This window comes from Candidatus Kuenenia sp., assembly GCF_027493735.1.
Taxonomy (GTDB): Bacteria; Planctomycetota; Brocadiia; order Brocadiales; family Brocadiaceae; genus Kuenenia; species Kuenenia stuttgartiensis_A.
This window is the reverse complement of the sequence record NZ_JAOSKF010000001.1, coordinates 97,976-111,155: the sequence shown is the minus strand read 5'-3', so window position 1 is coordinate 111,155 and position 13,180 is coordinate 97,976. Positions and strand designations below refer to the sequence as shown.

The 13,180-nt window shown below is 40.5% G+C and carries 12 protein-coding genes and 1 other RNA gene; 7 read left to right on the top strand and 6 right to left on the bottom strand.

All coding sequences use genetic code 11. The features are described 5' to 3' along the window. Window positions 1-198: 198 nt before the first annotated feature. The 3 genes from M5U24_RS00550 (at window position 199) to M5U24_RS00540 (ending at window position 3,646) form a co-directional block, all read left to right on the top strand. Window positions 199-390, top strand: a complete 192-nt coding sequence (locus tag M5U24_RS00550; protein ID WP_099326385.1) for a hypothetical protein — start codon at window positions 199-201, stop codon at window positions 388-390. Between the two features lie 906 nt (window positions 391-1,296). Then, on the top strand, window positions 1,297-3,435 hold the full coding sequence (locus M5U24_RS00545; protein WP_164995309.1) for a ChaN family lipoprotein: 2,139 nt from the start codon (window positions 1,297-1,299) through the stop codon (window positions 3,433-3,435). A 31-nt stretch (window positions 3,436-3,466) separates the two neighbouring features. Beyond that, the gene (locus M5U24_RS00540; protein ID WP_099326387.1) at window positions 3,467-3,646 is read left to right on the top strand and encodes a hypothetical protein; all 180 of its coding nucleotides are present in this window, start codon (window positions 3,467-3,469) and stop codon (window positions 3,644-3,646) included. A gap of 25 nt (window positions 3,647-3,671) precedes the next feature. Here the strand turns inward: M5U24_RS00540 and alr are convergent, their stop codons facing one another. From alr to M5U24_RS00520, 4 genes are all read right to left on the bottom strand, one after another. After that, window positions 3,672-4,796, bottom strand: a complete 1,125-nt coding sequence (gene alr, locus M5U24_RS00535; RefSeq protein ID WP_164995308.1) for an alanine racemase — start codon at window positions 4,794-4,796, stop codon at window positions 3,672-3,674. A 14-nt stretch (window positions 4,797-4,810) separates the two neighbouring features. After that, window positions 4,811-5,986, bottom strand: a complete 1,176-nt coding sequence (bioF, locus tag M5U24_RS00530; protein ID WP_099326389.1) for an 8-amino-7-oxononanoate synthase — start codon at window positions 5,984-5,986, stop codon at window positions 4,811-4,813. A gap of 225 nt (window positions 5,987-6,211) precedes the next feature. Continuing rightward, window positions 6,212-7,213: a biotin synthase BioB gene (bioB, locus tag M5U24_RS00525; RefSeq protein ID WP_099326390.1), complete on the bottom strand. Its 1,002-nt coding sequence runs from the start codon at window positions 7,211-7,213 to the stop codon at window positions 6,212-6,214. Window positions 7,214-7,401: 188 nt separating this feature from the next. Next, a complete protein-coding gene (locus M5U24_RS00520; protein WP_157820687.1) occupies window positions 7,402-8,424 on the bottom strand; it encodes a hypothetical protein in 1,023 nt (340 codons plus the stop codon). 177 nt (window positions 8,425-8,601) lie between these two features. On the opposite strand from M5U24_RS00520, the gene ssrS reads away from it, so the two are divergent. The 4 genes from ssrS (at window position 8,602) to M5U24_RS00500 (ending at window position 11,428) form a co-directional block, all read left to right on the top strand. After that, window positions 8,602-8,786, top strand: a non-coding RNA gene (gene ssrS, locus M5U24_RS00515) — 6S RNA. Window positions 8,787-9,138: 352 nt separating this feature from the next. After that, a complete protein-coding gene (locus tag M5U24_RS00510; RefSeq protein WP_099326392.1) occupies window positions 9,139-9,726 on the top strand; it encodes a sigma-70 family RNA polymerase sigma factor in 588 nt (195 codons plus the stop codon). Next, window positions 9,723-10,547 carry a mycothiol system anti-sigma-R factor gene (rsrA, locus tag M5U24_RS00505; protein ID WP_099326393.1) on the top strand — a complete coding sequence of 275 codons (825 nt, stop codon included), beginning with the start codon at window positions 9,723-9,725 and terminating at the stop codon, window positions 10,545-10,547. The genes M5U24_RS00510 and rsrA overlap by 4 nt, the downstream gene beginning before the upstream one ends. Before the next feature lie 254 nt (window positions 10,548-10,801). Continuing rightward, a complete protein-coding gene (locus M5U24_RS00500; protein ID WP_157820688.1) occupies window positions 10,802-11,428 on the top strand; it encodes a cyclase family protein in 627 nt (208 codons plus the stop codon). 167 nt (window positions 11,429-11,595) lie between these two features. Here M5U24_RS00500 and M5U24_RS00495 read toward each other — a convergent pair whose 3' ends face one another. Continuing rightward, on the bottom strand, window positions 11,596-12,588 hold the full coding sequence (locus tag M5U24_RS00495) for a cation diffusion facilitator family transporter (protein WP_261341110.1): 993 nt from the start codon (window positions 12,586-12,588) through the stop codon (window positions 11,596-11,598). A gap of 164 nt (window positions 12,589-12,752) precedes the next feature. Beyond that, window positions 12,753-12,923, bottom strand: a complete 171-nt coding sequence (locus M5U24_RS00490; RefSeq protein WP_164995306.1) for a hypothetical protein — start codon at window positions 12,921-12,923, stop codon at window positions 12,753-12,755. Between the last annotated feature and the right edge of the window lie 257 nt (window positions 12,924-13,180).

Sequence of the window (13,180 nt, the reverse complement as noted above, 5' to 3'; positions counted from 1 at the left end):
TCAAAGATTTTATTCGGTTAGAGGTATCGTAGAGAAAGGAAAAAACCTTTCCCAACCTCTTGAAAGAGAGGTTGGGAGGCTTTTCCTTTTGGGAATGTTGCAGACTATTAAAAAGGGTTGATTAGTAATAAAAGCTGCTGCCGATAAGATAGTTTGGTCAAAATTTGATATCACTTAGGAGGTGAAAAGGAGATTATTATGGATAATACGTTGACAAATCTTGCGCAAAGCATGTCGAATAACGTGGTTATGGCAAAACAAGCCATGGAGTCAATGAAAACGGAAGGCGCTACAATTTTAAAGCTTATTGGGGATTCTGAAAGTGTGCGGACAGATAAGGGAGCAACTAATCCTGATGGTGTTGGTAAAAATGTTGACGTTTTCGCCTAGGAACTTGTCCATAAATATGGTCAAACAAATACTAACATTTTAATTTTTTGAAAAATTCCAATAATAACATTGTCTTGCCGCACGATATAGGGGCGAAGCATTTGCAATAACTGGCATACATGCGTTCATGCCCAAACATGCAAATGCTTCGCCCCTACGGTTTCAAAAAACTAAAGTGTTACAACAAATAAGGTTCTCGAAAGAAGAACAATAAAATTCATCGTAATAGGTGGCACGGACAAACTCTGTTTGTCCGTGTTGTTATGAGTTGAAGCAATTTTACTGACAAACAAGATTATCAGTGCTACCCATCAAGCTGTCTGAGCGCAACGCAAATGCAGGCATTCCCAAACAGGGGTTTTTGGTAACGAGTCGTGTTTCTGCAATTTAATATATTACGTTGAATAGTTACTCAAAAAACTATCAAAAGGAATAAAAAGAAGAATGACTTGAATACCCTGAGAATAGCGATAAAATAATATACTATTGCAAGCAAAAAAATAATAAACTACATGGGAAATCCATAGGGAATTATACTGTAAGAGCTCACAAATAGGGATTTCTAAAATTAGATTCAACTTTTGTTGACATAAATAGTTATAGCATTTCTTAAATCACATTTTGTGAACCCCTTGAGTATAGTATAGGATAATTCATCACAATAAGAGTAATTTATGTAACTTCTCAATAAGTTGTGTTTTTTATAATAATTTCTACCTTCCACCGTCCATAATCTGCAATTTGCCGACTGTACAGTATTCCACATTAATAAAGGGAGCAGGGGCGGTGTTTACCTCAACCTATTGAGAGTTCTTAATTTATGAGGTATTTTATTACCTATCCTTCCGTAAATAGCCGCATGGTAACCGGTAAAAATGTCCCCATAAACTATCTAATCTTTATTTCATGTTAAAGATAACAAAGGTTTCAGTTGTTCGATGCGAGGTCTATGACAAGGAAAAGATTTCTATTGCTCTTGCGCAAACGTTTGACTTTTTTGGCGGCCTTGGCAATGTAATAAATAAAGGGGCAAAAGTGCTCCTGAAACCGAACTTTTTGAAAGAAAGTAACTATGGCGATTGTACGGTCACCCACCCGCTTGTTATCGAGGGAATAGCGGAAAAACTATTAGAATTTGGAGCAACGCCAATAATTGGAGACAGTCCTGCTTTTGGGGCAGTGTCAAAGATTGTCAGACGTCTGAAGCTTGATACATTTGCGGAAAAACATGGAATCGACATTGTCGAGCTTGATAACGCACGCAGGGTAAAAGCGCAATGCGGGACAAAGACCTTTAACTTAACGGTTTCCGGAAAGGCGTTAGATGTTGATGCTATTATAAATATTCCAAAACTTAAGGCGCATGTACAATTGTTATTTACCGCCGCAGTTAAAAATATGTATGGTTGTGTCAGTGGCAAAAGAAAGGTATGGAGGCATTTCCGGTCAAATAACGACATCAGATGGTATACGGAAATGTTATTGGCAAACTATCATAGGGTAAAACCATCATTTACTATTGTGGACGCTGTTATGGCTATGGAAGAGCGGGGACCTTCGGGCGGGGTTCCCAGAAATGTGTCACTGTTAATTGGTGGAAAGGATTGCATTGCCATTGACCGCGTTATTGCAGAGGTTATTGGAGTATCTCCCTCACAGTCGCCTATTTTACAAACAGCAAAATTGCATAACATAGGAGAGCAAGATTTGAACAGAATAGAAATTCATGGTGAATCATTGTCTGCCGCAAAGGTGAACAATTTCAGGCTTCCGAAATTAACACCAATAGGGTTCGGTTTTTTTAGAGTAGTAAAAAGTCTTTTAAAACACTTGTTGATGAAAAATTTCGGGAAAACAGCGTGTATCCTTTTTTTTTGTATCTTAACGTTAACTCTAAATGCTTTTTCTGAGGAAGAAAAGGTGACGAGATTAAAACATTTTCCGCAAAAAGTGGAGGTTGAGGATATTGTTCACGTGCCGACAGGGATAATAATGAATTTTACTGATGTATTAAAATTCTTTGATTCCGCCGGCATCATCTACGTGGGGGAAATACATGCCGTCGATGCTACTCATAGGGCGCAGTTAAAGGTATTGCAGGCGTGTTATGAAAAATACGGAGAAAATCTTGCTATAGGCATGGAAATGTTTACAAGACAGTATCAACCTTTTTTGGACCAATGGGTTGCCGGAGAGATTGACGAGAAGAAATTTCTGGAATATACAGACTGGGATAAACAATGGGGATTTGACTATTACTTGTATAAAGATATATTGGACTTCGCAAGGGAAAAAAAGATCAGCGTACGTGCGTTAAATGCGCCAAAAGAAGTGGTTAAAATGGTGAGCGAAAAGGGGCTTGAATCTTTAACGGAGGAAGAAAAAGCACAACTCCCAGAAATAGATACAACAGGTTTTTTCCACCGTATTTATTTGCAGGAAGTTATCGGCGGCCATATGCACGGGAAGGAAAATCTGGAAAAATATAATAATGTGCAGTGCCTTTGGGAAGAGTATATGGCGCAATCAATTGTGGACTATTTATCCTCATGGGAAGGTAAGGGTAAAAAAATGTTGGTTTTTGTGGGGAACGGCCACATAATCTACGATTTTGGCATACCGGCCAGGGTGTTCAGGCGCACTTTATTGCCGTATTATACTATCTACCCTACCGTGTTTAACGGCGGGATGCCGGGCGGGGACCATCACATGTTTATCTCTTCAATCCCCCTGGAGCCGGCGGATTTTATCTGGGTTGTAGCAACTACAACATCACAAACAAAGAGAATATATCTTGGCGTACATATACAAAACAGGGATGATAAGAAATTAATTATACAAAAATTAAGTGAAGGCAGTCCTGCGGAGAAGGCAGGACTTATGGCAGGCGATGTTATCTTGGCGGTTGACGGCAAGGCGATGAATACTGTCGCTGAATTGGTACACTACCTTCAAACAAAGCAGTTTGGGGATTCGTGTACCGTTAACATAGACCGCGACGGCACTAAAATTACGTATGCAGTTACATTGTTTGAAATGAAATAAGGTGCGGTAAAAATGGAGCATTATTGTTGATATGAAGAAAGAACCGATTCCCATCAGGATAGAAGAAGAATTGCACCGTTGTCCTCAGTGTGGATACGAGGATGGTTTTCATATGTCATTTATAAGGAGAGAAAAGAAGAAAACCGGGATTATCCTGATATGCCCAAGCTGTCACGCAAGGTATGACCCTGATTGGAGTATCGAATATTAATGGGAAAAGAAGGGGAAATTCCGATCTAACCATTCTCGTCAATATATATCCTTGGTACCCGGTAACTCACATTACAGGTTATTTCATAGGGAATGGTTTTTCGCTGCTCTGCAACAGATTCTATTGAAATAGTTTCTTTTCCCTGTCTGCCATAGATCACGACTTCGTCTCCCACCGATACGTTTTTTATCGTGGTTACGTCAATAAAACATTGATCCATACAAATTCTTCCGATAACAGGAACCTTATTTCCCCGCACAATGACCCTTCCCTGATTTGATAATAACCGGTTGTATCCATCATCGTAACCTAAAGGCAGCGTCGCTACACGGGTAGTCCGGGTGATTTTATATGATCCGCCATAGCCCAAAGTCTCTCCCGGTTCCATTGTTTTGATATGTATAATCCTTGTTTTTAAACTCATAACAGGTTTAACAGACAGGTTGCGCGATTCTTTATCTGATACGTGTAAACCGTAGAGTGAAAGGCCAGGCCTTGCCATGGTAAAATACGAGTCATTGTAACGCAGTATTGATCCGGTATTTGCCATATGCTTCAGCGGAATTATTATACCAGCCGTATCAAGTTTCGCAATAATGTCCTTGAAATTTCTTATTTGCCGTTCCGTGTTAGTGGAATCATTATCGTCCGCAGAAGAACAGTGTGTGTAAATCCCTTCGATAACGAGGCCGTTCATTCCGGTCAGATGTTTTATACATTCAAAAGCGACGTCATGTCTCACTCCCGTGCCGCCCATTCCCGTATCGATATAAACGTGGACATTAACGGTTTTTCCGGCAGAATGTGCATGATGTGCAAGTTTTTCGGCAAGTGTCAGATCGTAAACGGTTGGCGTGAGGTTGTAGTGAATAATCGCATCAATTTGTTCTTCAAAGAAACCGCCAAAGAGGAGTAACGGAGAAGTGATTCCTTTTTCCCTAAGGTGGACGCCTTCTTCGAGAATGGCGATGCCGAGCATTTCAACGCCATTTTTTACCAATAGCGCACCAATTTCGTAATCACCGTGACCGTATGCATTTGCCTTTACAACGCCAAGGATTTTTATGTTTGCCCCGATGCGTCTTCTTATTTCCTGCAGATTATGTCTCAGGGCGGAAAGGTCAATCTCCGCCCATGTAGGCCTGTGCATGGAAGAGTCACTCCTTATCGTGGCGAATGTTCATTCAAAAATCCAATGTTACACAATACTTCAATTAATCTGTCAAGATGGTGTTTCTCGTGATTTGCCATAAGGGAGACACGCAAACGGCAGGTTCCCTCGGGAACGGTTGGAGGCCTGATTGCGGGAATTAGTATGCCGTTTTTAAATAGTTTCAGTGAAAGAGACAGTGCGTCTTTGGCTGACCCGGCAACAAAGGGGAAGATAGGGCTTTCGCTGGTAATGGCAGGGGTAAAATGAGACAAACGGGCGTTGAGATAACGGATATTTTCCCACAAGTTATTCATTAGGGATAAATCTTTCCGGATTAGGCCCAGTCCGGCCAGTGACGCTGCGCATACGGCCGGTGGCAGGGCGGTGGTATAAATAAAATGCCGTGCCTTGTTTTTTAAGAAATCAATGAGCTGCTGACTGCCGGCAATAAATCCGCCAACACTGCCAACAGCCTTGCTTAATGATCCCATGATGATTTCCACCTGTCCTTCCAGTCCGTAATGTTCAATCAATCCTCTGCCGTTTTCCCCGAATACCCCGGTAGCATGGGCGTCATCCACCATGAGCAGCGCGTCGTACTTTTTTGCGACGCTGGCGATTTCCACTAAGGGGGCAGTATCGCCATCCATACTGAATACACTGTCTGTTACTACCAGTTTTCTGCGGTATGATGAAGACCTCTGCAGCAATGACTCCAGTTTATTTATATCTTTGTGTGGATAAACACGGAACGTTGCGCCGGAATATAGGCATCCGTCAATAATACTTGCATGGTTCAGCTTATCGCCGATAACGATGTCTTCTTTCGAGACAAGTGTACATATTGCACCAAGATTCGCCATATAGCCCGTGGGGAAAAGCAATGCGGCCTCTGTTTTTTTGAGTTGGGCAATGTTCTTTTCCAGTTCTGTGTGCAGGGACATAGTGCCGGATACCAGCCGTGATGCGCCGGTTCCACAGCCATACTGGCGTATAGCCTCTATGGCTGCCTGCTTTACTATGGGATGGTTGGCAAGTCCCAGATAATTATTTGAGCAGAAAGAGAGATAGGGTTTTTCATTTATCTGTACAGTTGGCTCCTGAGCGCTTTCAATCGTTATGTAATCACGCAGTAGGGAGCGGTCTTTTAATTCATCTAATATGCCGGAAATAAATTCCATAGTCATAACATAAACACCTTTTCGTTTTCCGGTAACACTTTTTTTGGCAAAATATTTAGAGGTGCTATCCGATTATTGTGAAATCCTAAGTCCTCAATACACACGCAAAATTACGAAAGGGGAACCGCAGATTACACAGACTTCGTCGTGAGCTAAGTCGAACGATTACACAGATTTTCAGGTGTTTTCAGGTTTGCAAACCTGAAAACACCATGAGGCTTGTTTTGAATTTCAAATCATTTCGTCATTAGAAGTTCTTTCTAATTCTAACCCCAGGTCTTTTATCATTTGCAGGTCTTCCTCTCCTGGTTTCCCTTTTGTCGTTAAATAATTTCCAATCATTGTGCTGTTTGCCCCGGCGTAAAACATCCATGATTGCAGGCTTCTCAGATTCTTTTCCCTGCCGCCGGCGATTTTGATTTCTTTATCAGGCAAAATAAACCGGAAGAGAGAGATAATTTTTAATATTTCCATAGGAGTCAGAACTGAGCGGTTTCCCATAGGGGTGCCTGGGATGGGATGTAGAAAATTGAGTGGCACGGAATCGACGTCTAATTTTTTCAAAGTAAATGCAAGATGAATACGATCCTCCGTTTCTTCGCCAATGCCAAATATTGCACCACAGCAAATTTCGAGTCCGGCTTGTTTTGATGCGTATATTGTGTTTAAACGGTCAGCGTAGGTATGGGTAGTGCAAATGTTGCGGAAAAATCGTTCGGAGGTTTCCAAATTGTGATTTATTCTCTTTAAACCGCTCTTTGCCAGAGCATCCGCCATTTCTCTTGTTAATACGCCGAACGAGCCGTGTGGATGTATGTGTGCATCGCGGGAGATGGTACTTATTGCGCGGCACACACGGTCCAATTCATTTTCATTGTCAATACTATATCCGCTGGTAACGATGCCAAGCGAGTGGGCACCGGTATTTTCCGCGTACAATGCGGCATCGACTATCTTATTTTCTTCAATGAGATTATATTTTTCAATTGCCGTGGGATAATATGAAGACTGGGAACAAAAGGCACAGTCTTCTGTACACGTTCCCTGTTTGGCACTTACAATAGAGCATGCCTTTACTGTTTGCCCGAAATATTTCAGGCGAATTCTGTTTGCCCAATAAAAAAGATCATACACTTCGTCGTTTCCTGCCTGCGATAGATAAATGGCGTCTTCATGGCTGATCTCATTGTTCTGTAACGATTGTTGGGCGATTGTTTCTATCCGGTTATGCATAATTTTTGGTCATTGGTCATTGGTCATTGGTTATTAGTTATTCGTCCTTTTGCAGGGACGTGGTACTCCGTGCTCCTACTATTTTTTTTTTAATCGGTGTAATCGTTCGACTGAGCTTACGACGAAGTCTGTGCAATCTGTGGTTTCCCTTTCGTGTTTCGTGCTTGTTTAGTTCTGTCTATGCCAGTTTAGGGGTGTTTCTTTCTGTATTTTAAATAGGCGTTGCGTACATTTTGCCAAACGATCTCAGGACGGTCAGACCGCACGTAAGTCATGCAATCTGTGCCTTCAAAACTCCATGTGGCGATATTATGAATCCCGGTATTGTATGCAACGTCAACCGCCGTCATTATTTCTTCTTCCCTGTTGGCAGGAACTCTATATCCCTGTATCCATATTTGTGGTTCTTTTTTATGTTTTAATGATAGAGAGAGAACCGCTGATGAAATCTCTCTTACAAATTCCGTAACCTCTTTTTTATAGGCATACCAGTAAGGATCGCTGCCGAATATATCCATACTTTTAATCATCGCAACCTTTTCCCATTCATATATGCCGTATCGTGGGTCTGTCGTCGGGAACAGACACACGGAATTCCTGAGTCCCTTTTGAGAAGCAGTGTTTGCCAGGTATTCCAGAAAATCAACAATAGTGGATTGGCGAAATGCCTTTACCTCACCAGTAAATTCCAGTGGCATTTCATAGCCGTATTTCTGTTTGAACAGGTCGCGGCACGTGTTGCATACACAGCCCCATACGTCCTTTTTTCTGCCCCCGAAAAGGTGGGTAAATTCCCCGAAGAAAAGGTGTGGTTCATCCCAAAAAACCCCGTCTGTGCCTGTTTTTGCCGCCAATTCAATCCAATTTGTCATGTAATCCCTGAAAGTTTTTACGTTCAAGCAGGCCTTGTATATCATCATATCGCCTTCCGCGAAGTTCAGCTTTTGTCTGCAATGCGGGTATACCTTTACAAAAGCGGAAAAAGACTCTCCGCCAAAAACACGGCCTATGCCCCATGGATCGAGGAATACCTCAAGTCCGGCGTCATGGCTTGCTTTGACGATATCTGACATGTTTCCGGAATGGTACGTGACGTCGTGTTCGCTCATGGTGTGAACAACGAAGGTACACCCATCGTCTGCCATCTTTTCCATGTCTGTTTTTACATGACGTACTATTCTGTTAGCAAAATAACTGGCTCCGAATTTCATGCATGCAATATTAAACTTAAGCAACATTTCTGTCAAGAGAATCAAATGAACATCCGAAAACAAAAACCCCCTGATTGTTTTCAGACAAAAGTATTCCATTTTAAAAAAACTATTATTTGTAAAACTTTTTTTCGCTTGCCAGAAAATATATTTATTGCTAACATGAATTTACTTTTAAGGGCTCTGCCATGTACGTGGATAGAGGTATAATTTTTAAGACCTATAACAATAATTTGGGATCCCGTCTTTGTTAGTGGCGTATATAGTCTCCAGTGAGAAAAATACAAAGCTATCATTGGGAATACCACCGTAAAATACGGGTCATTTAAAAAAAACTCACACGGCATTGCGGTGGAGCCTTTATGCCTATCAATACAACTGAAACAACAAAAATAGACGTGACTTCTCAATAAGTTGAGGTTTTTATAATAATTTCTACCTTCCACAGTCCACAGTCCACAGTCGGCAATCTACAATCTGCAATTTGCCGACTGTAGATTGCCGACTGTTACAGTATTTTCATTAATAAAGAGGGTTGTTTCCCTCTGCTTATTGAGAAGTTACAAATAAACCTTCCCACTTGGCATTATCAAAGAACCACCTTTTTTACCGGTCGCATATTTTCTTAAAATTTGAATTAAAAATTGCAGAATACTCACTTCGTCGGGAACATTATCCAGTACTTAACTGTTTGTAAGGATGCATTGAGAAAAAATGAAGGGAAACGACACAAGAAAAGAATTCGAAGAACTCACAATGCCGCACGTAGATTCCCTTTATAATATGGCAGTGCGTATGTCAATGAACAAAGAAGATGCGGAAGATCTTGTTCAGGAAACATACTTGAAGGCATATCGGTTTTTTAACACATTCCAAAAGGGGACAAATGTTAAAGCATGGCTTTTTAAAATCCTAAGGAATACATTTATAAATAAATACAGAAAGACTATCAGTTCCCCAGGTGAAGTGTTTTACGAAGATATTGAATTAGTAAGCTCTTATGTATCAAACAATAATGAACCAGACACAAAGGAATCAATTGATACATTGAAAAGCAAGGTAGAGAGCCTTGATGATATACTGGGAGATGATATAAAGAACGCAATAGATAGTTTGCCCATCGAATATCGCGAGGCAATAATATATTCTGATATTGAAGAATTAACGTATAAAGATATCGCAGAAATTATAAATGTTCCCATCGGAACAGTAAAATCAAGGATTAATCGCGCAAGAAGTTTGCTGAGAAAAAATTTGTGGAACTATGCGAAAGAAAGAGGCTTTGTTAAGAGGGAGAAATGATGTCTTGTATCGATGTTAATAAATATCTCTATGAATTTATGGACGGTGAGTTGGAGACCGGTCTTTATCCCAAACTGCAAAAGCATTTAGAACAATGCATTCTTTGTAATCAACGATATGAATTTGAAAAACAAACCCGTTTATTGATAAAAGCTCATTGTAAAAACGTAACCGCCCCGCGCCATTTACGCAGCAGAATCATAGCAAATCTTGACTCCATTGACCATGAATCGGTTTCTCGCACAGCCCCCTCCCACGAACGAAAACGATTAAAAATACTATTTTCACCCCATACTCTTGCGATAGCGGCTTCTCTATTATTAATGATTGCAGGCGGAATATTTTATCTGGCGAACAATCGACAGGCAGGCTCGGTTTCTATTGTCGATGACGCAGTTACCAATCATGTTAAAGTGCTGAATGAGAATTTAGTCTTTAATGAAAGAACATCTGTTGTTGGGAACGCCAGCAGATATTTAAGCCAAAACATTAATACCCAGATACGCAAGTCATTAAATCCGTTGAATATAGAGCAGGTACGCATTGTAAATGACATGCCTGTAAATCATTATGGCACAAGCAGTCCGTGTATTGTATTTAACCACGAGGGGAATAAACTATCACTTCAAATTATCCGCAACATGCATTTCCCAATAGCAAAACTGGAACGTATTAGTTTTGGTCCCAGAGACTTTTACATCACTAACCGGCGTGGATTTAATACAGTTATTTGGATTGAAAATGACACTACCTATTTCCTTACATCAGACATTCATACCAATGAAATGCTAAGATTTGCCGCAACTCTTGCTTCGCATTAATTGTTGAGGCTATCTTGCCAGCAAATAATGGTGTCTTTGGCTATTGGCTTCACATCGTGTGTTTCTTTAGTACCCTTCCAACCCGCTATAAAAATATCCCCTTGATTTGTTTCGCATAATTTCTTCATATTTGAAAATGGCGGTATTGTTTATAGTGTTTAATAAAAGAATAGGAGAAAAGCATTTGCCAGTTCGGGGGCAATTCATAGCAAATGCTTCTCCCATACTTGCGGGGATTATATAAGGGGAGAAAAATGACTTTTTATGATGTAACCGTACCCATATCAAATGCCATGATTACCTGGCCATCCGACCCTGCGGTATCGATTACTGGAACAAGCCTGATTTCCCGGGGAGATTTTTGTAATCTTTCTGAATTAAAAATAGGTTCGCATTGCGGCACTCATATTGACGCTCCCAGCCATTTTCTGGAAAACGGCAGGACAATTGACCAGCTTGCCCTTGAAAATCTGATAGGCGAAGCAACGGTATTTGAGTTTAAAAACAAAGAAAATATCGACGTAAGTGATATAAAGCAATTGCGATTTGACAATGTAAAAAGGGTTCTTTTTAAAACAGTCAACTCATCATACTGGAAATTTTCCACCTTTAAAAAAGATTTTGTTTACTTAACAAAAGATGCGGCGCAGTACTTAGTAGACAAGGGAATAAGACTTGTTGGAGTCGATTATCTTTCAGTAGAAAAATTTGAAAGCCAACTGGCAGAAACACATCACACTCTTTTGCGAAACGACGTCATTATTCTCGAAGGCCTGGATTTATCAAATGTTGAGCGTGGAAGGTATGAATTAATTGCATTGCCATTAAAAATAAAGGACGGCGATGGAAGCCCGGCACGGGTTGTTTTAAAAAGTACCTAAGCTGGCATAGACAGAACCAAACAAGCGCAAAAAACAGTCTACAGTCTACAGTCTACAGTCTACAGTCTACAGTCTACAGTCTACGGTCAAATGCACAGAAATTACTGATAACGTACTACCTTAGACACGCTGGTCTGCAACTAAATCGTTACAAAATGCGTAAATATTTATTTGTTATCATGTGCGTGGGTATGGTCTTGTTCATGCGCATGTTCTTTGTTGTATAGATGTTTACTACTTTCACCATTGTTATTGTTGCATTCGCATCCATACTGTATCACAGTATGTCCTATCCTGAATTTCTCAACTAAAACACGGTTAATTTCCCTTGAAATTGCGGCAGTTTTGCTGATCGGCATATCCTTCGTGTCTATATGCACGCTCATTGCATACATGCCGGAAGTAATTGTCCAAATATGAATATCATGCGCTCCGTCAACGCCCGTGATTTGCTCTAATTGTGAAATTACCTCCCCGACATTAATATCCTTTGGCGTTGCTTCAAGCAAAATATCAACTGATTCCATTATTAATTTGTATGACCATATCAGGATGAGGATGCATAGCATTATACTAATGATGGGATCGATAATATACCAGTTTGTATAATAAATAATAACTGCGCCGATTATTACGCCAACGGAGGAAATGGTATCTCCAAGCATATGCAAAAAAGCCGATTTGACATTCAGACTGTGCCCATGTTCGCCTGACTTAAGAATATAAACACAGCTTATATTTGCAAGCAGGCCTATAATAGCCAGGAAAAACATCATGCCGCTAGATATCGCTTCCGGGGTTACAAACCGATGGTATGCTTCGTAAAATATCCAAACGGTGATGAGGAGGAGTATGATGCCGTTAAGCAATGCTGCCAGTATTTCTAACCGGTAAAAACCGTAGGTCTTTCTTTGCGTAGGCGGTTTTGATGCAAACATTATGGCAAACAGGCTAATCAATAAAGCAAAGAGGTGGGTGAGCATATGGCCTGCATCACTAAGTAAGGCAAGGCTGTTTGTGATAATCCCGCCAATTACTTCAACAATAAATATGACTCCCGTGATAGCGCTTGCCATGATAAGCTTTTTTCGCTCGTGAAGTCTATAGGTATGCTTGTGCGTATTCCCTTCAGATGAATTGTAATAATCTAAGTCATGAATGTGTTTAATGGCATGTCTCCATATTTATTTTCAGGATACCGGCTCGAAAATAAGACTACAAAAAATAGTTTAAGTACAGATACTACAACACGATATGGTTATAAGCCTATTTTCATCGTTTCCGGGTGTTGCAAATGAAACATGATGACTAGTGACTTATTTTGTCATAACAAGGGCATCCGTTTGTCATTGCTAACACATCCGTTTGTCATTGCAAGGGCATCATCTGTCATTGCGAGGGCTTTTTCCGAAGCAATCTCATAAACCGTCATAGAGATCCTTCCATCCTGCATCATTCCATTAATTAATTCTATTTTTTTTAGCCCTTGAGCCACCCTTAATTTGCTTCTCCCGCGATATGGCGTTTCTTACGTCACGAAATATCTCTTAGTATACTGATTGCTTCGGAAAAGACCCTCACAATGACAAGCTGATACCTTTTTGGATGACCCTATACATTTGAACCGGTACAGAAACAGAAATGCCGGACATTTCCGACTCGAAAGTAAGACTACGAAAAATAGTTTAAGTACAGATACTACAACACGAGATGGTTATAAAACCATTTTCATCGTTTCCGGGTGCTGCCAAT

Bases quoted from the DNA above. Each gene is read 5' to 3' on its own strand.
- M5U24_RS00550 (WP_099326385.1), top strand. From the start codon at position 199: ATGGATAATACGTTGACAAATCTTGCGCAAAGCATGTCGAATAACGTG.
- bioF (WP_099326389.1), bottom strand. From the start codon at position 5,986: ATGACTATGGAATTTATTTCCGGCATATTAGATGAATTAAAAGACCGC.
- M5U24_RS00500 (WP_157820688.1), top strand. From the start codon at position 10,802: ATGACTTTTTATGATGTAACCGTACCCATATCAAATGCCATGATTACC.
- rsrA (WP_099326393.1), top strand. From the start codon at position 9,723: ATGATGTCTTGTATCGATGTTAATAAATATCTCTATGAATTTATGGAC.
- M5U24_RS00540 (WP_099326387.1), top strand. From the start codon at position 3,467: ATGAAGAAAGAACCGATTCCCATCAGGATAGAAGAAGAATTGCACCGT.
- M5U24_RS00510 (WP_099326392.1), top strand. From the start codon at position 9,139: ATGAAGGGAAACGACACAAGAAAAGAATTCGAAGAACTCACAATGCCG.
- alr (WP_164995308.1), bottom strand. From the start codon at position 4,796: ATGCACAGGCCTACATGGGCGGAGATTGACCTTTCCGCCCTGAGACAT.
- M5U24_RS00545 (WP_164995309.1), top strand. From the start codon at position 1,297: ATGTTAAAGATAACAAAGGTTTCAGTTGTTCGATGCGAGGTCTATGAC.
- bioB (WP_099326390.1), bottom strand. From the start codon at position 7,213: ATGCATAACCGGATAGAAACAATCGCCCAACAATCGTTACAGAACAAT.
- M5U24_RS00520 (WP_157820687.1), bottom strand. From the start codon at position 8,424: ATGAAATTCGGAGCCAGTTATTTTGCTAACAGAATAGTACGTCATGTA.